The organism is Streptomyces sp. NPDC088116 (genome assembly GCF_044741745.1).
GTDB lineage: Bacteria > Actinomycetota > Actinomycetes > Streptomycetales > Streptomycetaceae > Streptomyces.
Window position 1 is genome coordinate 1,061,737 of sequence record NZ_JBIUTF010000001.1, and the last position, 23,406, is coordinate 1,085,142.

20 protein-coding genes are annotated in these 23,406 nt (G+C 70.4%); 8 read left to right on the plus strand and 12 right to left on the minus strand.

What is annotated here, in order from left to right; all coding sequences use genetic code 11:
* Positions 1–53 precede the first annotated feature (53 nt).
* Entirely contained in the window at positions 54–1,379 is a 1,326-nt protein-coding gene (locus ACIOJD_RS04650; RefSeq protein ID WP_401908246.1) for a DUF6716 putative glycosyltransferase, read from the minus strand.
* A gap of 230 nt (positions 1,380–1,609) precedes the next feature.
* On the opposite strand from ACIOJD_RS04650, the gene ACIOJD_RS04655 reads away from it, so the two are divergent.
* Together ACIOJD_RS04655 and ACIOJD_RS04660 are read left to right on the plus strand one after the other, a co-directional pair.
* Entirely contained in the window at positions 1,610–2,596 is a 987-nt protein-coding gene (locus ACIOJD_RS04655; protein ID WP_401908248.1) for a glycosyltransferase family 2 protein, read from the plus strand.
* The gene (locus ACIOJD_RS04660) at positions 2,596–3,981 is read left to right on the plus strand and encodes a polysialyltransferase family glycosyltransferase (RefSeq protein ID WP_401908249.1); all 1,386 of its coding nucleotides are present in this window, start codon (positions 2,596–2,598) and stop codon (positions 3,979–3,981) included. The genes ACIOJD_RS04655 and ACIOJD_RS04660 overlap by 1 nt, the downstream gene beginning before the upstream one ends.
* Before the next feature lie 85 nt (positions 3,982–4,066).
* On the opposite strand, the gene leuE is transcribed toward ACIOJD_RS04660, so the two are convergent.
* The 3 genes from leuE to ACIOJD_RS04675 form a co-directional block, all read right to left on the minus strand.
* Positions 4,067–4,726, minus strand: coding sequence for a leucine efflux protein LeuE (gene leuE, locus ACIOJD_RS04665; RefSeq protein ID WP_401908251.1), 660 nt, complete (start codon positions 4,724–4,726; stop codon positions 4,067–4,069).
* Between the two features lie 71 nt (positions 4,727–4,797).
* Positions 4,798–6,402 (minus strand): methylmalonyl-CoA mutase, encoded by a 1,605-nt coding sequence (locus ACIOJD_RS04670; RefSeq protein WP_401908253.1) that lies wholly within the window; start codon positions 6,400–6,402, stop codon positions 4,798–4,800.
* Positions 6,403–6,669: 267 nt separating this feature from the next.
* Positions 6,670–7,599: a class I SAM-dependent methyltransferase gene (locus tag ACIOJD_RS04675; RefSeq protein ID WP_401908255.1), complete on the minus strand. Its 930-nt coding sequence runs from the start codon at positions 7,597–7,599 to the stop codon at positions 6,670–6,672.
* A 312-nt stretch (positions 7,600–7,911) separates the two neighbouring features.
* Between ACIOJD_RS04675 and ACIOJD_RS04680 the strand changes: the two genes are divergently transcribed.
* Positions 7,912–8,928: a L,D-transpeptidase family protein gene (locus ACIOJD_RS04680; RefSeq protein WP_401908256.1), complete on the plus strand. Its 1,017-nt coding sequence runs from the start codon at positions 7,912–7,914 to the stop codon at positions 8,926–8,928.
* A 250-nt stretch (positions 8,929–9,178) separates the two neighbouring features.
* Here the strand turns inward: ACIOJD_RS04680 and ACIOJD_RS04685 are convergent, their stop codons facing one another.
* From ACIOJD_RS04685 to ACIOJD_RS04695, 3 genes are all read right to left on the minus strand, one after another.
* The gene (locus ACIOJD_RS04685) at positions 9,179–10,447 is read right to left on the minus strand and encodes a hypothetical protein (protein ID WP_401908258.1); all 1,269 of its coding nucleotides are present in this window, start codon (positions 10,445–10,447) and stop codon (positions 9,179–9,181) included.
* Positions 10,447–11,223, minus strand: a complete 777-nt coding sequence (locus tag ACIOJD_RS04690; RefSeq protein ID WP_401908993.1) for an RNA polymerase sigma factor — start codon at positions 11,221–11,223, stop codon at positions 10,447–10,449. Before ACIOJD_RS04690 ends, ACIOJD_RS04685 begins: the two co-directional genes overlap by 1 nt.
* A 335-nt stretch (positions 11,224–11,558) precedes the next feature.
* Positions 11,559–12,752, minus strand: coding sequence for a PP2C family protein-serine/threonine phosphatase (locus ACIOJD_RS04695; RefSeq protein ID WP_401908260.1), 1,194 nt, complete (start codon positions 12,750–12,752; stop codon positions 11,559–11,561).
* A gap of 209 nt (positions 12,753–12,961) precedes the next feature.
* Here ACIOJD_RS04695 and ACIOJD_RS04700 point away from each other — a divergent pair, with 209 nt between their 5' ends.
* Positions 12,962–13,414 (plus strand): antibiotic biosynthesis monooxygenase family protein, encoded by a 453-nt coding sequence (locus tag ACIOJD_RS04700; RefSeq protein ID WP_401908261.1) that lies wholly within the window; start codon positions 12,962–12,964, stop codon positions 13,412–13,414.
* A gap of 83 nt (positions 13,415–13,497) precedes the next feature.
* On the opposite strand, the gene ACIOJD_RS04705 is transcribed toward ACIOJD_RS04700, so the two are convergent.
* Positions 13,498–14,226: an SDR family oxidoreductase gene (locus ACIOJD_RS04705; RefSeq protein ID WP_401908263.1), complete on the minus strand. Its 729-nt coding sequence runs from the start codon at positions 14,224–14,226 to the stop codon at positions 13,498–13,500.
* A gap of 172 nt (positions 14,227–14,398) precedes the next feature.
* Positions 14,399–14,947, minus strand: a complete 549-nt coding sequence (locus ACIOJD_RS04710) for a DapH/DapD/GlmU-related protein (RefSeq protein WP_401908264.1) — start codon at positions 14,945–14,947, stop codon at positions 14,399–14,401.
* 175 nt (positions 14,948–15,122) lie between these two features.
* On the opposite strand from ACIOJD_RS04710, the gene ACIOJD_RS04715 reads away from it, so the two are divergent.
* Entirely contained in the window at positions 15,123–16,073 is a 951-nt protein-coding gene (locus ACIOJD_RS04715) for a LysR family transcriptional regulator (protein ID WP_401908266.1), read from the plus strand.
* A 73-nt stretch (positions 16,074–16,146) separates the two neighbouring features.
* Here ACIOJD_RS04715 and ACIOJD_RS04720 read toward each other — a convergent pair whose 3' ends face one another.
* Positions 16,147–18,384, minus strand: a complete 2,238-nt coding sequence (locus tag ACIOJD_RS04720; protein WP_401908267.1) for an MMPL family transporter — start codon at positions 18,382–18,384, stop codon at positions 16,147–16,149.
* An 86-nt stretch (positions 18,385–18,470) separates the two neighbouring features.
* Between ACIOJD_RS04720 and ACIOJD_RS04725 the strand changes: the two genes are divergently transcribed.
* Positions 18,471–19,100, plus strand: a complete 630-nt coding sequence (locus ACIOJD_RS04725) for a TetR/AcrR family transcriptional regulator (RefSeq protein ID WP_401908269.1) — start codon at positions 18,471–18,473, stop codon at positions 19,098–19,100.
* Between the two features lie 80 nt (positions 19,101–19,180).
* Here the strand turns inward: ACIOJD_RS04725 and ACIOJD_RS04730 are convergent, their stop codons facing one another.
* Both ACIOJD_RS04730 and ACIOJD_RS04735 read right to left on the minus strand, forming a co-directional pair.
* Positions 19,181–19,816 carry a hypothetical protein gene (locus tag ACIOJD_RS04730; protein WP_401908270.1) on the minus strand — a complete coding sequence of 212 codons (636 nt, stop codon included), beginning with the start codon at positions 19,814–19,816 and terminating at the stop codon, positions 19,181–19,183.
* Positions 19,817–20,163: 347 nt separating this feature from the next.
* Entirely contained in the window at positions 20,164–21,774 is a 1,611-nt protein-coding gene (locus ACIOJD_RS04735; RefSeq protein WP_401908272.1) for a glycoside hydrolase family 20 protein, read from the minus strand.
* Between the two features lie 384 nt (positions 21,775–22,158).
* Between ACIOJD_RS04735 and ACIOJD_RS04740 the strand changes: the two genes are divergently transcribed.
* Both ACIOJD_RS04740 and sdhC read left to right on the plus strand, forming a co-directional pair.
* Positions 22,159–22,830 carry a 2-oxo-4-hydroxy-4-carboxy-5-ureidoimidazoline decarboxylase gene (locus tag ACIOJD_RS04740; RefSeq protein ID WP_401908273.1) on the plus strand — a complete coding sequence of 224 codons (672 nt, stop codon included), beginning with the start codon at positions 22,159–22,161 and terminating at the stop codon, positions 22,828–22,830.
* A 189-nt stretch (positions 22,831–23,019) separates the two neighbouring features.
* Positions 23,020–23,400, plus strand: coding sequence for a succinate dehydrogenase, cytochrome b556 subunit (gene sdhC / locus ACIOJD_RS04745; RefSeq protein ID WP_401876918.1), 381 nt, complete (start codon positions 23,020–23,022; stop codon positions 23,398–23,400).
* Positions 23,401–23,406 lie beyond the last annotated feature (6 nt).

Consider the following 23,406-nt stretch of genomic DNA (forward strand, 5'->3'; position numbering starts at 1 on the left):
GGCCGCCTGCACGGCCGGTCGGTGCACGGCGGGGGCGCTGCCCGTGGGCCCGCTCACAGCTCGCCCATCCGGCGGATGACCGGCGCCACGCGCTGCACGCCGTGCCGGTACGCGCCCCGCGCCGCGCCCCGTACCGCCTCGCGCACCACGCGCCGCAGCCCGCTCGCGTCGCTGTCGGCGCCCTCGGGCGCGGTCGCCAGCGGCTTGCCGTCGGGCGCCAGGTGGTAGCGGGCCAGCAAGCCCGGCAGGTATCCGGGTGCGGTGGTGACCGTGTAGTACGGGCTGATCGGCGGGAGTTCGGGCCCGTCGAGGAGTTTTGTGACCCGCTCACGGGCGTGGTCGAAGGCCGCGGCGTACGAGCCGTCGGAGACCACGCCCTGACGCGCGGACCAGTCCGGATCGGCGCTCGGCCGGCCGCCGCCGTCCAGCTGGTCCCAGGACGCCAGGCAGCCCGAGCCGATGAAGTGGTGGTTGCCGAGCGGCTCGCGCACCCCGAAGTCGGTGAGGATGGCGGTCGGGATGCCCCGGTGCAAGGACTCCAGCGCGGCCGTCGAGGAGACCGTGACCAGCAGGTCCGTACGGTCCAGGACCTCGCCCATGTTCCCGTACACCAGACGGAAGTTGGGCGGCGTACCGCCGGGCACCTTCTCCACGAGCCGCTGGTACGGGTACTCCTCCACGTGCGTGGTGTGCTCGCCGGGCTTGCTGCGCAGCTTGAGCAGTACCTCGCGGTGCGGGTGCAGCCGGGCGTGCTCGACCAGGCGCCGCAGCAGGTACGTACGGTCCGCGCGGGTCGTCGGCACGGACGGCTGGGCGGCGAAGACGAGGGTGTCGCGTTCCTCGTCGGCCGTGTACGGCGTGCCCCCGAGGAACGGCAGCGCCGCCTCGGTGACCGACGAGGCGTCGGCGCCGACCCCTTCGTACACCGTGCGGAAACGCTCGGCGTCGTAGAGGGAGTTGGCGAGGACGACGTCCGCGCCGTGCCGCAGCAGCAGGCCGTCCGACAGCTTCTCGTAGACGACACCGACGTAGCCGGTGACGACGACGGGCCGGAACTCCGTGCGGAGCGCGGCCATGCCGTGCAGCATCGCCTGGACGGCGCCGCCGACGAGGGCCAGCACGACGATGTCGTACGACTCCTCGCGCAGCGCCCGCAGGAACGCGGTGCCGGTCACCTCCCGCAGGGCGTCCGCCTCCGCGCCGACCTCCGCGAGCTGTCGGGCGGTGGGCGTGGCTCGTCCGCGCAGCAGGAAGCCGCTGAGCTCTGTGGGGCGGTCGTCCGGGGCGATGCGGCGCGCGGTGAGCGCACCCCACTTCCACCGGGTGTCGGAGTCGGCGAGCACGGCGACCCGGACCGCTTGGCTGTTACGTGATGGCACGACGAGGACGTTAGAAAGCCATTCCGTTGCTCGGCCCAACTCAATGGCAATAAAGGGTTAACAGCACATCTACGAATGGCTTCGGCGGCCGGGAAATGGACGGAAGGCCACCTACAGAGCGAACGGGAAGCACCCGGCGCGGGGTGGTTCACCGTTCCGCCATTCTTCGTTCACCTGCCATGCGTCCGAATGTCAGGAGGAATGCCGGGCCTGCGCCTAGCGTCACGCAGGTGGTCAAGCTCTCCGTCGTCGTGCCGTTCTTCAACGTGCAGACATACGCCCTAGAAACCCTGAGAAGTCTCCGAGCCAACAGCCGTGAGGACTTCGAGTTCGTGTTGGTCGACGACTGTTCGACAGACGGGACCCCGGAGATCCTCGAACGCGCGGAGCGCGAGCTCCCGGGTGCCGTTCTGCTCAGACACGAGAAGAACGGCGGTCTGGCCACCGCGCGCAACACGGGCCTGGACGCCTCGCGCGGCGAGTACGTCACCTACCTCGACGGGGACGACTGGGTGGCGCCCGGTTTCTACGAGCAGTTGCTCGGCTCCATCGAGCGTCTGGGCTGCGACTTCGTCCGTACCGACCATGTCCAGTTCACGGCCAGGGCCCGGACGGTCCGCCGTGCCCCGGTCGGCCGGCGCGACGAGGTGCTGCGGCCGCGGGACTGGATCCTGCCCGAGCACCGGTCCACCTCCGTCGACTATCCGTACGCCTGGGCGGGCATCTACCACCGGCGTCTCGCCGACCGCGGTCTGCTGCACTTCACCGACGGACTGCGCACGGCCGAGGACCGGCCGTGGATCTGGCGGCTGCACCGGGAGGCGGAGTCGTTCGCCGCGGTCGGTCTGCTCGGAATCTTCTACCGGCGCGGGGTGGCCTCTTCGCTCACCCAGATCGGTGACGTACGGCAGCTGGATTTCATCCGGGCCTTCGATCAGGTCATCGAGGAAACGGCCAAGGACGCCGAGGCGGACCGTTTCCTGCCGAAAGCGGTGCGCACGTACTGCGCGATCATCGCCCACCATCTGGGCGCGAAGGACCGGTTCGAACCGGCTGTGGCCCGGCAATTGCGGTCCATGAGCGCGGCCGCTCTGAAGCGGCTGCCCCAGGACGTTCTCAAGGAAGCGCTGGATTCGATGGACCTGGACCGCTCCTCCCGTCTGCGGCGCCTGCGCCGGCGGCCGGTGTCGGCCTCGACAGGGAAGGCGGCCGCGTGATGGAACCGTCCACGCCCTTCCCCCGTACGACGACCGGCGCCCGTACCACGCAGCTCTTCTGCGCCTCCACCCTCTACGGAGCCGCCACCCTCGCCGCCGCCATCGACGCCGGGCTCTTCCGGCCGGCGGACCGGCGCGTGCTCGTCGTCTGCAACAACGCGGGCTCGCCCGAACTGGCCCCCTCCATCGACGAGATGCCCGGGTTCGAGCAGCTGCGCGACCGCTTCGACGACCTCGTGTCGTGGAATGAGACCATCGCGCCGTTCCACCCCGGCGGCTGGTCGCCGCGCGCCGACGATGTCCCCCTGTGGGAACGCCACCTGCGGCTGGCCTGGGCCCTCGGTGACGACACCGTCGAGCTGACCGTGGAGTCCATCCAGGTCAACCCGGCCCTCGCGATCGCGCAGATCTTCGCCGGCGCCCCGGTCCACGTGTACGCGGACGGGCTGATGAGCTACGGGCCCACCCGTTCCAAGATCGACCCGCTGGTCGGCGAACGGGTGCGCAGGCTGCTGCATCTCGACCTCGTGCCGGGGCTCAAGCCGCTGCTCCTCACCGAGTTCGGCGTCGAGCCCGAGCTGATCCCGACGGACCGGTTCACCCGCGTACTGGACGAACTGACCGACGCGGAGAGCGGATCGGCGATCGAGACGCCGTCCGTTCCTCCGGCGCTGCTGCTCGGCCAGTACCTCTCCGCACTCGGCATCCTCACGGAGGGGGAGGAGGAGGACCTGCACATCCGGATGGTGCGGGGAGCGGTCGCCCTGGGGCACACCCAGGTGGTGTTCAAGCCGCATCCGTCCGCCCCGGCCGTGTGGAACCAGCTCCTGGAGCGCGAGGCCGAGAAGGCCGGCGCCGAACTGACCATCCTGGACAGCCCGGTGCTCGCCGAGGTCCTCTACCGGCGGCTGAAGCCGGCGCTGGTCGTCGGCTGTTTCTCCACCGCCCTGTTCACGGCGTCCGCTTTCTACGGCATCCCGGTGGCGCGTACGGACACGGCGCTGCTGCTGGAGCGGCTCACTCCGTACGAGAACAGCAACCGTGTGCCGGTGACGATCGTGGACGCGCTGCTGCCGCCGCTGGACGTCGAGGAGGCGGCGGCGCACCGGCCGGAGCGTCGGCTCGCCGAGCTGGTCGGGACGGTGGGGTACGCGATGCAGCCGAAGATATATCCGCAGCTGCGCGCAACGGCGGAGAACCACCTGACGCACCACCTGGACCAGTACACCTGGCGCTACTTCAAGCGGCGCCGGCTCACCTCGCTGGGGCTGCCGGGCGCGGTCCCGGCGCAGCTGGCCCGTATCCCGCGCAACGCGGCGGCGCGGCGGATGGTGCGCCGGGCGCGGAAGGTGCGCCGGGCGGTACTGCGCGCGGCCGGCTCGTGACGTTCGCCCCATAGACCGCTTCGTCCCGTACCGGAATTCCCGTGAGGTGGGAATTCCGGTACGGGACGAGCGCGTCGCGGGGGTGTCAGGCGCCGCTCATCGACAGCTTCACCGCGAAGCCCAGGAACAGCGCGCCCGCCGCCGTCGTCGCGCCCGCCGAGAGGCGCTTGCGGCGGCGGAAGGCGGCGGCCAGCCTGGTGCCGCCGAAGATGAGGGCCGAGAGGTAGAGGGCGCTGGCCACGTTGGCGAGGGCCCCGAGCAGGACGAACGAGACCGCGGGGTGTGCGTAGGCGGGGTCGACGAACTGCACGAAGAAGGAGATGAAGAAGAGGATCGCCTTGGGGTTGAAGAGGCTTATCACCAGGGCCCGGCGGTAGGGGCGTTCGCCCGCGCCCGCCGGGGCGGCGGAAGCGTCCTCGGTCTCGTCCGTACGGTCGTCCCGGCCGCGCCACAGCGACCACGCGGCGCGCAGCATCCCGATCGCCAGCCAGGTCAGATATCCGGCGCCCGCGTATTTCACGATCCCGAAGAGCAGCGCGTTCCCCTGGAGCAGCGACGCGACGCCCGCCGCCGAGAGCACCATCAGGACGGAGTCGCCGCACCAGACGCCCGCGGCGGCCTGATATCCCGCGCGGACGCCCCGGCGGGCGGCGACCGAGAGTACGTACAGCGAGTTCGGCCCCGGCAACAGAACGATCAGAGTGAGTCCGACGAGATACGTCGGCAGATCAGTGACACCCAGCATGAGGCGGATTGTGGCATATACGGTCGCCGCGCCGCTCCGCTTATCCGACAAGCAGACATGCGCATGGGCCTTCAGAACGTGTCCGCCGGCTCATACGTCCCCCACACCTCCCGCAGCGCGTCACACACCTCCCCCACCGTCGCCCGCGCCCGCAGCGCCGCCTTCATCGGGTGGAGGACATTGTCCGTACCGGCCGCCGCCGCTCTGAGTTCCGTCAGCCGGCGGTCCACCGCGGCCCCGTCGCGTTCCGCCCGCAGGCGCGCCAGCCGGGCCGCCTGCCGCGACTCGATCGCCGGGTCGACACGCGGCGGGGTGTACGGGTCCTCCTCGTCCATCGCATAGCGGTTGACGCCGACGACCACCCGCTCGCCGCTCTCCGTCTCCCGCGCGACGGCGTACGCGCTGCGCTCGATCTCGCCCTTCTGGAAGCCCCGTTCGATGGCCGCCACCGCCCCGCCCATGTCCTCGATCCGCGCCATCAGCGTGAGCGCCGCGGCCTCCACCTCGTCCGTCATCGACTCCACGGCGTACGAACCGGCGAAGGGGTCGACGGTGGCGGTGACATCCGTCTCGTACGCCAGCACCTGCTGCGTACGCAGCGCGAGACGCGCCGACTTGTCCGTCGGCAGGGCGATGGCCTCGTCGTAGGAATTGGTGTGCAGCGACTGCGTACCGCCGAGGACCGCCGCCAGGCCCTGGAGCGTCACCCGCGCGAGATTCACCTCGGGCTGCTGCGCGGTCAGCTGGACCCCGGCCGTCTGGGTGTGGAAGCGCAGCATCAGCGACCTGGGGTTCTTCGCGCCGAACCCGTCGCGCATGATCCCGGCCCACATGCGGCGCGCGGCACGGAACTTGGCGACCTCTTCGAGGATCGTCGTACGCGCGACGAAGAAGAAGGACAGCCGGGGCGCGAAGTCGTCCACGTCCATCCCGGCCGCGATCGCCGTCCGTACGTACGCGATCGCGTCGGCCAGCGTGAACGCGATCTCCTGCACGGGCGTGGCCCCGGCCTCCGCCATGTGGTAGCCGGAGATCGAGATGGTGTTCCACCGGGGCATCCCGGCCCGGCAGTACGTGAAGATGTCGGCGATCAGCCGCAGCGAGGGCTCGGGCGGGAAGATGTACGTGCCCCGGGCGATGTACTCCTTCAGCACGTCGTTCTGGACCGTGCCGGTCAACCGCGCGGCCGCTACGCCCTGTTCCTCCGCCACCAGCTGGTAGAGGAGGAGCAGCGGCGCCGCGGGCGCGTTGATCGTCATCGACGTGGACACCTGGTCGAGCGGGATCCCGTCGAACAGCACGCGCATGTCGTCGACCGAGTCGATCGCGACGCCGACCTTGCCGACCTCGCCGCTCGCGAGCGGCGCGTCGCTGTCGTACCCCATCTGGGTCGGCAGGTCGAAGGCGACGGACAGGCCCGTCGTCCCGTGCGCGATGAGCTGCCGGTAGCGGGCGTTGGATTCGACGGCGGTGCCGAAACCGGCGTACTGGCGCATCGTCCAGGGCCGGCCCGTGTACATCGACGGGTGGACGCCGCGGGTGAAGGGGTACGAGCCCGGCTCGCCGAGCTTCTCCGCGGGGTCCCAGCCGTCCAGCGCGCCGGGGCCGTAGACCGGTTCGACGGGCAGGCCGCTCTCGGTGAGCCGGACACCGGGGGCGTCCGGCGTCCGGCTCACCGAATCTCGGTCCTTGCCGGGCTCGCGCGCCATCGCTCCGCCTCCCACTCGCACGGGGCGGGCCGTCGCCGATGCCTCACCACCGGCCGCCGCCCACCGCTCTCGCGACGGACTGTAGTGGTGTGTGCACGCGGGTGGCGGCCTGGCTCACCGGGCCCGGTGCTCCGGGTCACAGCTCACCAGGCCCGGCTGACCGGTCCGGCCGACCGCTCCCGACTCACCAGGCCCGGCTGACCGGTCCGGCTGACCGCTTCTCACCGTCCTCGGTCAGCCCCGGCGCTGCGCCCGGCTGCGCTGCACCGCGCGCGTGATCACCGGCGGCAGTACGTCGATCGCGACCCGCCGGACCCGCGACCGGGTCGACCGGCGCCGGGGCGCGGCGGGAGCGGGCTGAGGCTGAGCGGCGGGCGCCGCCTTCGGACGCGGCGCCGGCTCCTCGTAGAACTTGGAGAACGGGAACTCCGGCGCCGGCATGCCCCGGCCCTTCAGCCGTACGATCCGGTGCCCCGCCGCCTGCTGGACGCTGAGGTCGCAGTCGTCGCGCCCCTCGGCCATGGCGATCAGTTCGTCCTGGATCGGCTCGGGGTCGCCCCAGGTGCCGTACAGCTTCTGCGTGCTCAGGCAGATCGGCCGGAGCCCGCGGGTGAGCACCGCCTCCCAGGTGGCGATGGAGACGCCGGGCGTGTGCTCGGAGCGGAAGTCGTCCAGCACCACGATGCCGCCCGGCAGCAGGATGTCCTGCGCCGCGCCGATGTCCCCGTACACGTGCTCGTAGAGATGCGAGGCGTCGATGTGCACGAAGCGGCACGACTTCTGGTCGACTTCGCCGGCGACGACGGAGCTGGGGGCCTGAAGAACGCGGGGCAGGTCGTCGTGGAAGGAGAGGTAGTTGTTCTGGAACGCGTCCCTGGTCAGCGTCGGATACGACTTCGCCGTCTCGGCGCCGTTCGCGTCGTCGGGGGCGTCGTTCTCGAACAGATCACAGACCGTGAACTTCTCGCCGTCCCGCAGGTGCCGGCCCATGAAGATCGCGCTCTTGCCCATGAAGACACCGAGTTCCAGCAGGTCGCCCCGCTCGCCCCGATCCTCCTGGCGGGTGAGCAGTTTCTCGAAAAGTACCTGGTCGAGAGGGGGGAACCAGCCGCGAACGTCGTTGAGTTCACGAGGGCGCGGCTTGTCTTCGTATGCGGTCGTCATGACAGAGAACCTTCACGAGGAAACAGAATTACTGAAAGCGCGCTTTCTTGTGCTGCGCGCCACGTGGTACATGCTGCGTGCTGCGTGTCCTGCGCGGGATCATGTCAGTCCGGACGGGCATGAGGGCGAGACGTTCTTTCTCTTCCATGAACCGCCCTTTGGAATTCACCTCCCGGCAACGGGGGATGACTCCGGTCGGAGGGTTTCCCTTCCGCTCGGGCAACCGTCCCGGGCGCGGAGCCGTATGAGGGAACACCGAAGGAACTCATGTCATGGCACACGGTCGCGACGGTGAGACACAGGGGGACGAGGATGCCCAGGAAAGCCACCCCGCGCAGAGGGTTCGGCAGCGGATACGACCAGGAGCACGGGGAGGACGGCGCGGAGCGCAGGGGTTTTGACGGGGAGCGCGGACGGTACGGCAGAGGGCTGGGCGCCGGGCTCGCCACCGCCGTCGTACTGGCCGTGAGCGTCGGTTGTACGGTGCAGCCCCTCCCCGCGGGGTCGGGGGCCGACGACAAGGGGGGCGGCAGCTCTCTGAGGATCACCCCCGCCACGGAATCGGCCCGGCCGGTGCTGCCGAAGCCGCGGACCGAACAACCGGCGCGGCCCGCCACCGACCGCGACCGCACCACGGTCCCGGCCGCCGTGCCCACGCCCGCGTGGACCCCGAGACCGCGCCCGAGCGCACCGAAGCCCGCGACGCTGATGGCGAGCGGCTCGGAGAGCGGGCAGGTACGTGAACTACAGGCCAGATTACGACAGATCGGTTATTTCAACCGTAATCCGACCGGCTACTACGGCTCCGTGACGGCCACCGCCGTCTCCTCCTTCCAGGGCAAGCGCGGGCTGCCCCGTACGGGAGCCACGGACACCGTCACCTGGGTGAGGCTGCTCAGCATGACCACGAAGCCGACCCCCGGCCAGCTGCGCCCGCCCACCGCCGAGCCGGTCGCCAAGCCCGATCCCCGGTGTCTGAAGGGGCGGGTGATGTGCATCAGCAAGAACAGCCGCACGTTGTCCTGGATGATCGACGGCAAGGTGAAGTCGTCGATGGACGTGCGCTTCGGCTCGCAGTACACCCCGACGCGCGAGGGCACCTTCAAGGTGGGCTGGAAGTCCCGGCACCATGTCTCGACGCTGTACGACTCCCCCATGCCGTACGCGATGTTCTTCAGCGGCGGCCAAGCCGTCCACTACTCCTCGGACTTCGCGGCCCGCGGCTACAGCGGCGCCTCGCACGGCTGCGTCAACGTCCGGGACGAGAAGAAGATCGCAGCGCTGTTCTCGGAGGTCCGCACCGGCGACAAGGTCGTCATCTACTGGTGACGGCCGCGTGGTGACGGCGGCGTGGTGACGGCCGCGTTCACCGGGCCGGAAGAGCGGCGCGGGCGGGACCGGGGGGAACGAGACCCGCCCGCGCCGAGTGCGCCGAGCCGAAGGTACGGGGGGAACCCCGGCTCGAGCGCCGCCGATGACCAGTCGGCTCACTCATTACTGCGCCACGGCGTCGAAAAACGTCACACTCACCGGCCGGGGCCCGAAAACCCCAGGTCAGGAGGGGGTGAGTGGGGATTCGTCAGCGCTCGGGGCCGTCGCCGATGGCACCACGGGGCGTGAGCGCTCCCCGACCCGGCTCCGGTGTCGGTTCCGGAGTGGGCTGCGAGGTCGTCGGTACCGGGGTGGGGGAAGGTGTCGGTTCCAACGGCTGGTGGGGCTCCGACGGCTGGTGGGGCCCCGACGGCTGGTGCGGGAGGTACGGCTGGTCCGGCAGGGGCGGCCCCGCGCCCTCTCCCCGGCCCCTGTCCCCGTGCCCCTTCCTGAGGCCGTCCCGCAGGCCGGTGCCCAGCAGCCGGTCGCAGAAGCGCTCGGTCTCCCCGGGGCCTCCGGCCGCCGACTCCAGAGCGCCTTCGCGCTTCGCGTCGATCGCACCGCCGCGGTAGTCGCGGCAGGCCTTGGCGATGTCCCGGTCCCGCGCGTCGTCCTGTCCGTCCGGGCCGGAGCGGGACCAGTTCTCGTGCTTCCCGACCGGCCCCGTCGCGTCGTCGGCCCCCTCGCCCGCGACTCTGCCGCCCGATCTCCCGGCCTGTGCGGCGCCCTTGTCCGTACGACCGCCCTTCCCGGGCGGCTCGGACGAGGAGCCCGGCGGGGGCGACGCCGTACCGCTCGCCTCCGGCCCTCTCGGGCTGCCCGAGGGACCGGCCGGGTCCTGGCCCACTCCGGACGACCGGGACGCGAGCGGCCCCGGGGAGGTGACCGTCGAGACGGAGTCGGCCGGCACGGAGTCGTGCCCGTCGACCACGAGCGTCGGCAGGAGTCCTGCGCCCACCACGATCGCGATCCCGCCCAGCGCGCAACCGGCCATCGTCGCGGCGAGTCGTCGGCGGCCGGGGCGGCCGGACCGACCCGGGCGCCCGGGTCGTGGCAGCGGCGCGAGCCGTGTCGTCCCGAGCGGATTCCAGGCGCCCGTCCTCGTACTCCGCACGCCGTCACTCGCGTACGTGTCGAACGCGCCGTGCGTGTCAAACGTCTCGCACGACGGGTCATACGTGTGCGTGCTCGCGTGGGAGCCGTCACTCCGGCTCGCGTACACGCCCTCGTACACGTTCCCGTTCACGATGTCCACACCGCGACGCACCACCCGGGCACGCCGGAAGGCGGCCAAGGCCGCTTCTTCGCCCGGGAGTTCAGCTTGGTTCCTATACGTGACGGCGGCCATGTCGCGCAAGGTGTTTCCAAGCCGTTCCGTCCGGGCCCGGACTCGTTCGTCCACGGCCTCCACGGGCTCACCGCGCAGCAGTCTCTCCGCCGCGTCCCTGTCGAGCCACGCGTCACGCTCGTCGGCCATCACATGTCCTTCTGCGCCCGCGGGCGCGAATGCGTCACACCCGCGGACGCCGTGACACCCGGCCGGGCCGCGGGCCCCGGCGGTACGGTGTCGAACTCGGCGCTCCGATCCGCCGCGTCGTGCCCCGTACCGCCAACGGCGCCCACGGCGCCCACAGCGCCACCCGCGCCACCACCGTTGCCGCCAGGGCAGCCGTCGGGGCACTCGCCGAGCGAGGGCGAGTCCCCGTCCGCGCCCAGCAGTTCGGCCAGTCTCTTCAACCCCCGATGCGCGGCCGTCCGTACCGCTCCCGGACGTTTGCCCAGCGTCCTGGCCGCGCTCTTCGCGTCAAGCCCGACCACCACCCGCAACACGACGGCCTCGGCCTGGTCCTGCGGCAGTTGCGCGATCAGCGCCATGGTCCGGCCGGTCGCGAGCGCCTCGATCGCCTCGTCCGCCGTGTCCGACTCGGCCGGTTTCCCGGTCAGCTCCGTCTCGTCGGCACCCACCGCCGGCCGCCTGCCACGCATCCGGATGTGATCGAGGGCACGGTTGCGGGCGATCCGGGCGGCCCAGCCGCGGAAGCGGTCGGCGTCCCCGCTGAAGCGGTCGAGGTCCCGGGCGATCTGCAGCCACGCCTCGGACGCCACGTCCTCCGCGTCCGGTTCACCGACAAGCGTCCGGAGATAGCCGAGCAGCCGCGGGTGCACGGCGCGGTACACAGTCCGGAAGCCGTCCTCGTCCCCGTCCTGCGCCGCGAGCACCGCGGCGGTCAGCTCCGCGTCGTCCCCCAGCACTCCCACAACCCTGTCCTGAAATCGCGGCTGGTCACCGCCGCGCCGCCCCACGCGCTTGTGCACGCTACGGCCTTCGGGTGCCCGCGTCCATAACTTGTACAACATGCAACGACCAACCGACACTCCGAGGTGTGACACAAAACGCATCCACGACGCTGTTAGTGATACGGGGCCGTGCAGCGGCTCCGAGGACGACGGCCGGGGCCTCTCCTGTGGGGGGTGGCGGCCCCGGTCGTCGTCTACGGGATTCTCGGAGACGGGTTCTCCAAGACGGGTTCTCCGAGACAGCGGAACAACGCGCGGGGAAGTTCGACCGGTTGGGCCGCGCGGCCAGGTCAGGCGCCGGCGTTCGCGCGGCGGCCTCCGGCACGGGGACCGTGCCAGTCCAGGCACAGGACCGTGGCGTCGTCTCTCACATGGCCGTCGCAGGAGTCGGCAACCGCGGCGACCAGAGAGCGCACGACCTCGCGCGGGTGCTCGGTGGCGGTGTCGCGGATGAGGCCGGGCAGGTCGACTGTCTTCGCCTGGCGTTCCTGCATGCCGTCGGTGTAGAGCACGAGGCGGTCACCGGGGCGCAGGTCGAGGTCCTGCACCTGGTACGGGCCCTGCCCCGCGACGCCGAAGGGCAGGTCCACGGCCAGGTGAAGTTCATCGACCCTGCCGTCGCGCAGCCGTAGCGGCCAGGGGTGGCCGGCGTTGACGAGCTGGGCGCTGCTCCCGTCCAGGGCGATACGCAGCAACTGGCCGGTGGCGAAGGTCCGCCGGCCGTGGTCAAGGATGGCCTGGTGGGTCTGACGGGCCTGTTCGGCAAGGTCCGTCCCGGCGCGGCGGGCACCGCGTGAGGCGTTGACCAGGAGGGTGGCGATGAGCGAGGCGTCCACGTCATGGCCCATGGCGTCGGTGACGGACAGGTGCAGGGCGTCGTGGTCGAGGGAGTAGTCGAAGGTGTCACCGGCGATGTCGGAGGCCGGGACCAGGGCGCCGGCGAGGGCGAACTCGGCGGCCTCGCAGGAAGGGGCCGAGGGCAGGAGCTGGCGCTGGATCTCCGCGGCCAGGCTGACCGAGGTGGTGCGATTGCCCCAGTGGTAGAGGTCGGTGAACCGGCGGTCGGTGACGGTGATGTACGCCAGCGCGTGCGCGGCCTCTTCGACCTGCTCCAGCACGGCGGGTGTGACGTGGGAAAGGAACAGCTCCAGGACACCTATGGTGTCGCCGCGGTTGGTGACAGGGGCGAGCACCCGCTTCCCCTGCTCGCCCTCCGGTGCCTGCAGCAGCTTCTGGGTGCGCAGGACCTCGGCGTACACGCTGCCGGCGAGGGAGACCTGTTCGGCGCGGCGCTCCTGTTGTGTGGCCGCCTCCTCGCTGACCCGCAGCAGGCGCTGGCCGACGACGTCGACAAACAGGAACGACACGTATCGCGCGCCGAACCGGTCACGCAGGTTGCGCGCCACGACATCAAGGGAGGCCACCGGCGCGGCATTCTCCGCCGCTGCCAGCACCTCGGCCAGTCCGATCCCATCACGCGCCACATCTGCCTCCCAAAGTTTCAGACCCTCCTGCCCGCCCACACGGCAGGCATCACAGCTGCGACACATGTCTCAGCACGTGCGCGCCTCGGCGGCACCTCGGTGAGAGACCCGATCGAACTTCCCTGCGTTCTTCGACAGCGATCCGCCGACGGCGTAGCGGACACTTCCCGTATTGCCGTATTGCCGTATTGGCAAAGACATTTACCGTCTTGAACACCTGCCCGCAGGCTGCGTCCAGGAAGCACCGGCTCACCGCCCAGAGCCGGTTCGCTAGAAATCGCAATTCCCTTACGGAGCAGAGGAAGCAGCGGAGGGAAGACCGCCATGTCGTGATCATCCCGATCGAGATCGACGAGGAGAGGGAAAGCTCGTATCTCGACGCCTGGCAGAACGCCGCGAATGTGATGGCCGCTCAACCCGGTTTCATTCGGACGTACATGTTCCGCACGATCGTCGACTCGTCGGCTTCCCTGTCCACTCGCTCCGGCACCGCCGCTTCGCTCGACCGGTCGGTGATCGGCCCGTTCATCGGAGCCGCGATCCTGGACGCCCGGGACGGCGAGCGCATGGCCACGAAGGTCTCCGGGCCCCGCTTCAGCGCATTCTCTCGGGTGGTCCTGCCGGCCGTGGCGGCCTTCATGCGCGCCGACGCCGCGACATGACGGCAGGTCACCCCCAGAGGGGATCGACCTCCGCGAGCGTCTCCGAGTCCGGCCTCATCCGTGATCGAGTGCGTCCAAGCGGGTCAGGAGAGCCAGTCGGTGTAGCGAGTGCGGGCGAGGCGGGCGTCCTTGTCGGTGAGGACATCGCCCTTGACGACGGCGAACATGCCGGCGGTGGAGTCCGTCACGACGGTGCGACGGTCGCCCTGGTGGGACAGGGTGACCCGGCCCAGCTCGTCCAGGGTGAAGATGTCGGGGCCCGCGATGTTGCGGATGCCGTTCAGCGGGGCGCCCGCGGCGACCTCCGCGACCGTGGCGGCCACGTCCTTGGAGGCGATCGGCTGGATCGGCGTGGCGGGCAGCCGGACAGTGTCGGCGTCGGCGGTCCAGGACAGCACGGCGTCCATGAACTCCATGAACTGCGTCGCCCGGACGATCGAGTAGGGGATCGGTCCAGCGGCGAGGATCTTCTCCTGGAGCGCCTTGGCCCGGTAGTAGTCCAGCTCCGGGACCAGGTCCGTGCCGACGATCGAGAGGATGACGAAGTGGCCTGCGCCGCCCTTCCGGGCCGCTGCCAGAAGGTTGTCCATGGAGGTCTGGAAGAAGGCCGGGGAGGCTTCGTCGAAGGTCGGCGAGTTCGTCAGGTTGACGACGACGTCGGCTCCCGCCACCGCCTCCCCCACTCCCTGACCAGTGATGACGTCGACTCCGCCGGACTTGGAGTGCGGTACCGCCTCATGCCCGGCGGCGTTCAGGTTCTTGACGACCTGCGCCCCGATCAAGCCGGTGCCGCCGATGACCGCGATCTTCATGACACGCCTCCCTTTCGCCCCTTATGCGCAATATGACATAGGGGCGGCTACATGGGAGGGGCAAGGAACGGCGCACGACGTCGAGGGTGAGCCGCATCGTTCACCTCACCATCGACGTCGTGCGCCGTCTCCGTCCGCCTGGGATCATCTGGGCCGCTGCCCACCTCTCGGCTCAGTCATCCCATCGTTTGCGTGCGAACGCGGCCACTCCGGTCACCAGGGTGTTGGGGGGCACGTCCTTGGTGACGACGGCTCCGGCGCCGACCACCGCACCACGACCGATCGTGACACCGGGGAGAACCGTGACCGTCGAACCGATCCACGCGTCGGCCTCGATCGTGATGGGCGCCCGCGTGTAGAACTCGCTCCGATCGGACGCCGGGAGGGGGTGATCCGAGGATATGAGGCTGGTCTTCGGGCCGATCAGGACACCGTCGCCGAGGCGGATGCCGCCCTGGTCCAGGAAGGTGCAGCCCTGATTGACGAAGACGTGCTCGCCGAATTCGATGCCGAGCCCGTGGTCGGTGTAGAAGGGCGGATAGACGGTGACGGAGTCCGGGACCGGCCTGCCGACGATCTCGGACAACAGGGCCGCGCGCGTGGCCTTGTCGTCGAAGGGCAGGACGTTGAGCCGCGACGTCAGCGTGGTCACGTACTCGATGCGCTCGGCCACCCGCGCGAACGCGGGAGTGCGGACGTAGAGGCGGTTTTGATCAGGCATGGGGTCTCCTCGCAAGGGGGCGCTCGGGCCGGAGCCGTGAAGTGGCACCGTCGGATACGACGGCTGATCAACCACAGGTTGACCAGAATCATGAAAGCCACCAGGTCACGCCGGGATCAAACAACGATCACCACGGGAACGATCAACGTTTGGTTGTCTGCCTAGGATGAGCGGCATGGACGTCACCGCCGTGCGCACCTTCGTCGCCGTCGTGGAGGCGGGACAGTTCCAGGACGCCGCCATCGACCTCTCGATCACTCCGCAGGCGGTGTCCAAGCGCGTTGCCGTACTGGAGAGGGAGCTAGGCGTCCAGCTCTTCACCAGGGACGCGCGCGGAGCGCGGCCCACCATCGACGGGCAGGCGTTCCTGCCCCACGCCCGCAGGCTCCTCCAGGCCGCCGAGCGGGCCGTCGCCTCGGTGCGGCCGGGCAGCCGGGCGTTGCGCGTCGACGTGATCGGCCGCCGGCTCTCCCTGGCGGGCCTGCTGCGCGGCTTCCACCTGGCCCACCCCGAGACCGAGCTGGACGTCGTGACGCTGTTCGACTCCGACACGGCCCTCGCCGCCGTGCGGGACGGAACCATCGACGCGACGTTCCGTGCCGTGACCATGCCGGGCCGCCGGCTCCCCCGCGAAGTGGAAGCCACTCCCGTCTTCGACGAACCACTGCACCTGTTCACCGGACCGGGGCACGAGTTCGCGAACGCCCGCGCGATCACTCCCGCCCAGCTCGCCGGCCGCCGCATCTGGATGCCCGGCAACCTGCCCGGCACCGAGTGGGCCGCCTACTACGACGAGTTCGCGGCCGCCTTCGGCGTCCTCATCGACTCGGTCGGCCCGGACTTCGGGATCGAGCCCCTGCTCGACACCATCGCCAACTCCACGACACTGGGCACCTTCGTCAGCGAACAGACCCCACTCGTCTGGCCCGTCGGCCACGACCTGCGCCGCATCCCCGTCAACGACCCCACCCCGCTCTACCCCCACTCACTGATCTGGCGCACCGACAACCCGCACCCCTCCCTGGCCGCCCTGCGTCGCCATCTCACCTCCGCCTGTCCCGCCCGGCCCGACAGCGGTGTCTGGGTACCGCAATGGAGCAGGCACGTGCGGCCGGAGGACACCTGAACCGGCAGATGCGCCGGTGCGGGCGGCTCATCACGAGCCGCCCGCACCGGAGTTCACGTATCGCTGTGGCCGATCAGTTCTTGCCTGCCCGCACGGGTTCGGCGGCGGCCGGAGCCGTTCGGCCGGCCGCGCCGCGCGGTGGCAGTGCGTCGCCTTCGATGTCCACGTTCGGCACCGCGCGGTCCAGCCACGTGGGCAGGGCCCACGCGTGGCGGCCGAGCAGGCTCAGCAGCGCGGGGACGATCGTGAGGCGGACCACGAAGGCGTCGATGAGGACGCCGATGGTCAGCGCGAAGCCGATCGACTTGATGGTCGGGTCGTGGTTGAAGATGAAGCCTCCGAAGACGGCCGCCATGATGAGGGCCGCCGCCGTGACCACCCGGCCGCTGCGCTCCACACCGTGCTCGACCGCGGCCCGCGCGTCCCGGTGGTGGTGGAAGTGCTCCCGCATCCGGCTGACCAGGAACACCTCGTAGTCCATCGCGAGGCCGAACAGGACGCCGATCAGCAGTACCGGCAGGAAGCTCACGATCGGGGCCGCCGCCGCCACCTGGAACAGTCCGGAGAGGTTGCCGTCCTGGAAGACCCATACGACCGCGCCGAGGCTGGCCGCGATGGACAGCAGGAAGCCGAGAACGGCCTTGAGGGGTACGAGGATCGAGCGGAAGGCCATCATCAGCAGGAGCAGCGCGAGCGCCACGATGATCGTGACGAACAGCGGCAGCGCCGAGGACAGCTTCGCCGACACGTCGATTCCGGCGGCGGTGACGCCCGCGACGTAGGCCGTGCCGCCCGCGTCGGTCACGGGGGTCACCGCGTCGTCGCGCAGCCGGTTCACCAGGTCGGTGGTCTTCTGGTCGTCGGGGCCGGTCTTCGGCACGACGCCGAGCACGGTGATCGCCCCGTCCCTGGTGGCCATGGGCGGGGCCACGGTCGCGACGTCCGAGTCCTTGCCGACGGTCCCGGCGACCTGCTTGACGACCTTCTCGCGCTGCGCGGCGGGCACATGGGTGCCGTCCACGACGACGGTGAGGGTGGCGTTGAAGCCGGGTCCGAAGCCCTTGGTGAGCAGTTCGTAGCTCTTGTGCTGGGTGCTCGCGGCGGGCTGGGTCTCGTTGCTGGGCAGTCCGAGCCGCAGTCCGGTGGCGGGCACGGCGAGGGCGAGCAGCCCGAGGACACTGACGATCAGGACGGGGACGGGGAAGCGTGTCATGAGGCGGCCCCAGGCCAGACCCCAGGCACCGGGCTCGCGTTCGCGGCCGGGCGCCCGGGTCTTCGTCCCGCTCGCCCCCGGCCGTGCGCTCCTGGGGCGCAGGCGTTCGCCGAGGAAGCCCAGCAGGGCCGGTACGAGGGTGAGGGCCACCAGGACCGCGACGAGCACGGTTGCGGCGGCGGCCAGGCCCATCACGGTGAGGAAGGGTATGTCGGCCGCGGCGAGGGCGGCGAGCGCGATGATGACCGTCACGCCCGCGAAGGTCACGGCGCTGCCGGCCGTCGCGGTGGCGCGGGCGATCGAGTCGGGCACGTCCTGCTCGGGATCGGCGAGCTGTTCGCGGTGGCGGGAGACGATGAACAGGGCGTAGTCGATGCCGACCGCCAGGCCGATCATCAGCGCGAGGACGGTCGCGGTGTTCGTCATCTCGATGAACCGGGACAGGAACTGGACGGTCATCACGCCGACGCCGACGCCGACGAGGGCCGTCGCCAGGGGGAGCCCGGCTGCCACGAGTGAGCTGAGGGCGATCGCGAGCACCACGAAGGCCACGACCACGCCGACGGCCTCGGCGGGGCCGCCGACCTCGACCGGCGGGGTGGACACGGTGCCGCCCAGTTCGACGTCGAGGCCGGCCTTCTCGGCCGGGGCCAGGGCGTCGTCGAGCCGGTCCTTGGCGGACTGGGACACGTTGTCGGCCGGCTTGTCGAACAGCGCGTCGGCGTAGCCGATGGCACCGTCCTTCGACACGGCGCCGGTCCTCGCGGGGTCGGAGACGCCGATCACCCCCGGAACCGCGGCCACTTCCCCGAGGGTCGCGGCGATGGCGCGCCGCTCCTTCTCGCCGGTGAGTGTCGCGCCCTCGGGCGCGGCGAACACCACCCGTGCCGTACCGCCGGCGGCTTGCGGGAACTTCTCCTTCAGCAGGTCCTGGGCGCGCTGGGACTCGATGCCCGGCACCGAGAACTCCGTCGTCACTTTTCCGCTGAGGGCGGTGCCCAGGCCGGTGGCCACCGCGAGGAGCAGCACCCACACCACGAGCACCCGGCCCCGGCGGCGCGCCGCCCAACGTCCCAGCGCGTACAAGCGTTTCGCCACGGCAGGTCTCTTTCGTTCGGGGTTCAGCAACCGTCGATCCAGTAAGATTTTTACAGCGTACTGCATGTTTACTATTGGAGGTAAAAATGCAGTCGGCCACTATGCTGGACGTCATGGACAGGGTGACGACGGGGGCTGGCCTGCGGGAACGCGGCAAAGCCAAACGGCGAGCCGCGATCACGCACGCGGCCTTCGAGCTCTTCGCCGGGCAGGGTTACGACGCCACCACGATCGCGGAGATCGCCACGGCAGCCGAGGTGTCCCCTCGCACGGTGACGCTGTACTTCCGCTCCAAGCAGGACATCGCCTTCGCGACCTTCGACGCCTCGGTGCTGAACCTGACCGAGATCCTGCGCGGGCGGGCCCCGGGGGAGAGCGTCGTGCAGGCCCTGGAGGGCTGGCTGCGCGAGGAGATGGCCTGCCACGACGAGACCGACCACCTCGAACTGCGCATGTTCGAGGTCAACCCGGAACTGCGGGCGGTACGCACCGCACGGATGGCGGCGGCCATCGAGGAAGGCGCCCACATCATCGCCGAGGACACCGGTCAGCCCCCGGACGGGATCGGCCCCCGCCTCGCGGCGGCCGCGGCCGCCGCGGTGGTCACCGAGATCTTCGAGCACCCCAAGGAAGCCGACCGCGACCAGGCCATCAGCGCGGCCATGACCTTCCTCACCGGCGGCATCAAGGCCATGGCCGCGAGCGCAGGGCACTGACCCGCGGGGCTTCGGCGCAGGGTTGAACAGCGGGTTGCGGACGCCCGGTCAGGATCGCCCGTCCGGCTCCGGCAGTACGGTCAGCTCCGCGCCCGCGCCCGGCGTGAGACCACCGCGCGCACCACACGCTGTCCCTCGTACGACAGGTCCATGGCCTGACGCACCCCGGCGGCGCCCGGCATCCCGGCGAGGATCTCCAGGACCCGGATCTGGCGTCGCAGTTCACCGCCGACCAGCGGCCCGACACCGTCCGTGACCTCCGCGCCGTCCGACGCGTCCGTCACATCCGCCGCCTCCTCGCGGCACCGCGCCAGCCGCTCCGCGGCACCGGCCCCGACACCGGCGGCCCCGCTCCCGTCCACCGCGTCGAGCGTCTGGTGGATCTCCAGCGCGACGACGGAGCAGGTGTCCGCCCAGATACGCAGCGGTTCGGCCGCCCATTCCGACGGCGCGGACCCGAGCATGGTCCGTACGAGCACGGCGGTGACGCCCGAGGCGCCGTCCGGGCCGACCGCCGCGTTCAGGGCGTCCCTGGACGCCGCCAGCCGCGCCGGCCAGTCCGTCTCACCGCCCACGACACCCACCCACAGGGGCCGCAGGACGTCGGCCTCCTCGACGGCACCGGCAAGCAGCGGCAGACACCGGTCCAGGCAGGCGAGGCCACTCGCCGCCAGACCACGCTCATCCGCGTGTGCGATCAGCTTCACCAAGCTCATATACGTCTCCCGTCGCGGGCACAGTGCGGGCGCATTGCTCACCACTACTGCGTCGAGCGGCCGGAATTCGTCACTCCCGGACCGTGCACGGACCACTCACAGCTCACCGAGTGGGCGCCTTTCCACCGGAAAAGCGCCGCAACACCCTGGATTATGAGCCCGCCGAGGAGGCATCAGGAGACGCCGAGGAGACAAAAGAGCAAGGATCCTGCGAATGATTCAGGCCGCCGCCCGTGCGTCACAGCGAGTACTGCCTCACGTGACACTCGGGCGACGGCCCACGTCACCGTCCACGCGCGCGCCCCGCGCGCCGGTTCGGAGTCGGTTCGGACCGGTTCGGAGCCGGTTCAGACACCCAGCTTCTGAGCCAGTGCCTTGAACTCGGTCCAGCTCAGCGTCGGCTTCGCCGGGTCCCACAGTTTCTGGGCCGTCGCGGCCAGCGGCATCCTGATCCCGGCGGCCACCTGGTCCTGGGTCTGCGCGTTCGGGAAGTCGCCCCAGATCGCGAACAGTCCGCCCTGGATCTGCTTCGAGTACTTCTCGGGCACCGCCTGCGTCTTGCGCAGGACCAGCGGGGTCCACTCCTCGTAGATCCGCTTCCCGGTCGGGTAGACGAAGTTGTTGGGCTGGCCGAGCACGTAGTACAGGTACTCGTCGTTGAAGTTCACGACCTTCCGGCCCTCGCTCAGATACGCGACCGGCTCCCGCGCCCCCAGCTCCTTGCCCGTCCAGTACTGGACCTCCAGCTTCGGGTCGGCCTTGACGACTCCGCCCTTGAAGAGGCCGTCGTTCCAGACCTTGAGCTGCCTGCCGTACGGAGCCATTGCCGCGGCCCGGTCGTTCGTCCAGCCGGCCGTCAGGTCCTGGACCCTGGCCTGGCTCCCGTACTTCTTGACCGCCGCCCGCGCCAGCTGCGGATACGACGCCTGCGGATTCGAGACCACCAGCGCCTGGTACTCGTCGGCGCCGAGGTTCCAGTACGGGCCGGGGAACAGCCCCGCGTACTCGCGCAGCAGATCGTCCACGATCGTCGCGGACTCCGGCTTCGAGATGTCGATCGCGCCCTTCGTGGCGACCCCGTTCACATTGCGCAGCTGGAGGTCGGGGTGGGCGCGGATCACCGCGCCGAGGTGGCCCGGGTTGTCGATCTCCGGGACGACGTTGATGTGCAGCTGCTCGGCGAGGGCCAGGATCCGCCGGACCTCGGCCTTGGAGAGGTGCTGCTGGGAGACGATCTCGGGGTGGCTGCTGGACTCTATGCGAAAGCCCTGGTCGTCGGAGAAGTGCAGCCCCAGCTGGTTGAGCTTGAGGTCGGCCATCTCCCGCAGCCGGTCCTCGATCCAGGCCGGTGTGTAGTACTTACGGGCGATGTCGAGGTTCAGCCCGCGCTGCGCCCGGCCGGGACTGTCCCGTACGACGCCTTCCGGTATCTCGCCGTCGGCGCGCACCGCCTGCTTGAGCGTGCGGGTGCCGTAGAAGACGCCCGCCTCGCCGGGGCCGGTGATCCGTACCCGGCCGCCGCTCACGGTCATGGCGTACGACTCGGCCCCGCCGCCCCCGCTCGCGAGGGCCAGCTCGACATCGCCGGGGCGGGCCTTGGCGGCGCCCCGGTAGGGGATCTTCAGTTCCTGGGAGAGCAGCTTGCCCTCGTCGGCGAGGGCGTCGCTGCCGCTCGCGATGACGACCCCGCTCTTCGCCCCCGCCGGCCGCCAGCCCGGACCGCGGGCCGCTTCGTGCGTCCGTACGGAGGGTATGGAGCGCGGCGCGGAGGAGAGCGGATACGACCGTGAGGGTGACGGTGAGGCCGAGGGGCCGGTGGAGGAGCGGGCCGTGCCGGACGACTGTCCGTCGTCCGCCGAGCCCGTGTCGGTGTCCCCCGAACCGCACGCCACCAGCGTGACGGCGGTGGTGGCCGCGACGACCGCGCCGGCGACCCTGTTACCCCGGGATATCCACATCACTCAGAAACCTCCCATGCCGCGATACACGGCAGAAGCACAGCAGAAGCACGGAGAGTGCGGCACACGTCGGGCCTGATCCAGTGGACCGGCCCTACGGTGAAGGTCCCACGGCCGCGTCCATCACGCGTGCCGAAACTCGACCATCTGGGTGAAAATCGCGCATCCGTCGGATGCCACTCCCCGGGGCATCGATAACGTTGCGGCGCACCGGCCACTCTCCGCGCTCCTTCATCAAGAACCCCTGAACGTCTTCCCAAACACCCGTTCCCGCTCATCACCCCTTCGAGATCAACCACCCTGCCCGCCTTCCCGTCTGCCTCTACGTGCACCTCCCCGGTCACGTTCAGCACCGCCGCCCCCGTCGCGTTCGAGGAGCCCACGTTGTTCCGCGCATCCAACGCCGGCCACCCGAACACCGGCCGTCCGGACACCGGCTGCCCGGACCCCGGCCGCCCGGCCGGTCTCCACCGTTTCAACGCCGCCACCGACTCCGCCGCCGAAGCCGCGCTGCTCACCTGCTGCCGCAGCCCGCGCTGGGCCCAGCGGGTGGCCGCACACCGCCCCTACCCCGATCTCGACGCCCTGCTCGCGGCGTCCGACGAGGCCAGTTACGACCTCACCCCCGCCGAGATCGTGGGGGCGCTCGCCGACGAACCGTCCTCCACCCCGCCGCACAGCGCCCCGCTCGCCGCCCGGACCGCGCTGCGCGCCGCGCACGACGCGTACGAGAGCAGCTTCGGCCACGCCTTCGTGATCAGCCTCGACGGTCACCACCCCGACGAGTACCTGGACCATGTCCTGGCGGGCATCCGTACCCGGCTCTCCCACGACCCCGACCACGAACGGGCCGTCGCCGCCGACGAACTGCGCCGACTCGCCCGAGCCCGGATCCTGGCCCTGCTGGCGCCGCCCCCGGAAACGGGCACCCCCGTGCCCGCCGACGGCCATCACAGCTCCGGCCCCGGCCCCCACTCCGGCTCCGCATATACCGCCAATTCGGCTGATCACGCACATAGAAGACGGGTGCCGGGGTGCCCCGGCCGCCCCCGGTAGCCCGTCCGTGGCTGTTTGATTGCCTGTTTGATCACACCTGAGGACCCCGCGCGAACGAACCGACAGGTCGTCGCTACGATGGCCAGGGCCGGTGGACCGTACCCGGCCGGGCGCGACCGACACCACTGTGCTTCATTGAGTAGAAGATGGCGGCCGGCCCCCCGATCACCGCTCCCGGAAGGTTTTTCCGTGCCGGCTGGAACGCTGTACCGCGGCCGGGAAGGAATGTGGTCCTGGGTGGCTCATCGAGTCACCGGCGTCCTCATCTTCTTCTTCCTGTTCGTACACGTGCTGGACACCGCTCTCGTCCGTGTCTCCCCCGAGGCCTACGACGACGTCGTGGCCACCTACAAGACGCCGCTCGTCGCGCTGCTCGAGTACGGCCTTGTGGCCGCAATCCTCTTTCACGCGCTCAACGGCCTGCGCGTCATCGCCGTGGACTTCTGGTCCAAGGGCCCCCGCTACCAGAAGCAGATGCTGTGGTCTGCCGTAGGCATCTGGTTCGTCCTGATGGTGGGCGCCCTCTACCCCGTGCTCGGCCATGCCGTAGCCGAAGTCTTCGGGAGCTGATCTCCG

Excerpts from the sequence above, each read along its gene's own strand:
- ACIOJD_RS04660 (WP_401908249.1), top strand. The coding sequence starts at position 2,596 with ATGGAACCGTCCACGCCCTTCCCCCGTACGACGACCGGCGCCCGTACC.
- leuE (WP_401908251.1), bottom strand. The coding sequence starts at position 4,726 with ATGCTGGGTGTCACTGATCTGCCGACGTATCTCGTCGGACTCACTCTG.
- ACIOJD_RS04675 (WP_401908255.1), bottom strand. The coding sequence starts at position 7,599 with ATGACGACCGCATACGAAGACAAGCCGCGCCCTCGTGAACTCAACGAC.
- ACIOJD_RS04680 (WP_401908256.1), top strand. The coding sequence starts at position 7,912 with ATGCCCAGGAAAGCCACCCCGCGCAGAGGGTTCGGCAGCGGATACGAC.
- ACIOJD_RS04685 (WP_401908258.1), bottom strand. The coding sequence starts at position 10,447 with ATGGCCGACGAGCGTGACGCGTGGCTCGACAGGGACGCGGCGGAGAGA.
- ACIOJD_RS04705 (WP_401908263.1), bottom strand. The coding sequence starts at position 14,226 with ATGAAGATCGCGGTCATCGGCGGCACCGGCTTGATCGGGGCGCAGGTC.
- ACIOJD_RS04710 (WP_401908264.1), bottom strand. The coding sequence starts at position 14,947 with ATGCCTGATCAAAACCGCCTCTACGTCCGCACTCCCGCGTTCGCGCGG.
- ACIOJD_RS04715 (WP_401908266.1), top strand. The coding sequence starts at position 15,123 with ATGGACGTCACCGCCGTGCGCACCTTCGTCGCCGTCGTGGAGGCGGGA.
- ACIOJD_RS04725 (WP_401908269.1), top strand. The coding sequence starts at position 18,471 with ATGCAGTCGGCCACTATGCTGGACGTCATGGACAGGGTGACGACGGGG.
- ACIOJD_RS04730 (WP_401908270.1), bottom strand. The coding sequence starts at position 19,816 with ATGAGCTTGGTGAAGCTGATCGCACACGCGGATGAGCGTGGTCTGGCG.
- ACIOJD_RS04735 (WP_401908272.1), bottom strand. The coding sequence starts at position 21,774 with ATGTGGATATCCCGGGGTAACAGGGTCGCCGGCGCGGTCGTCGCGGCC.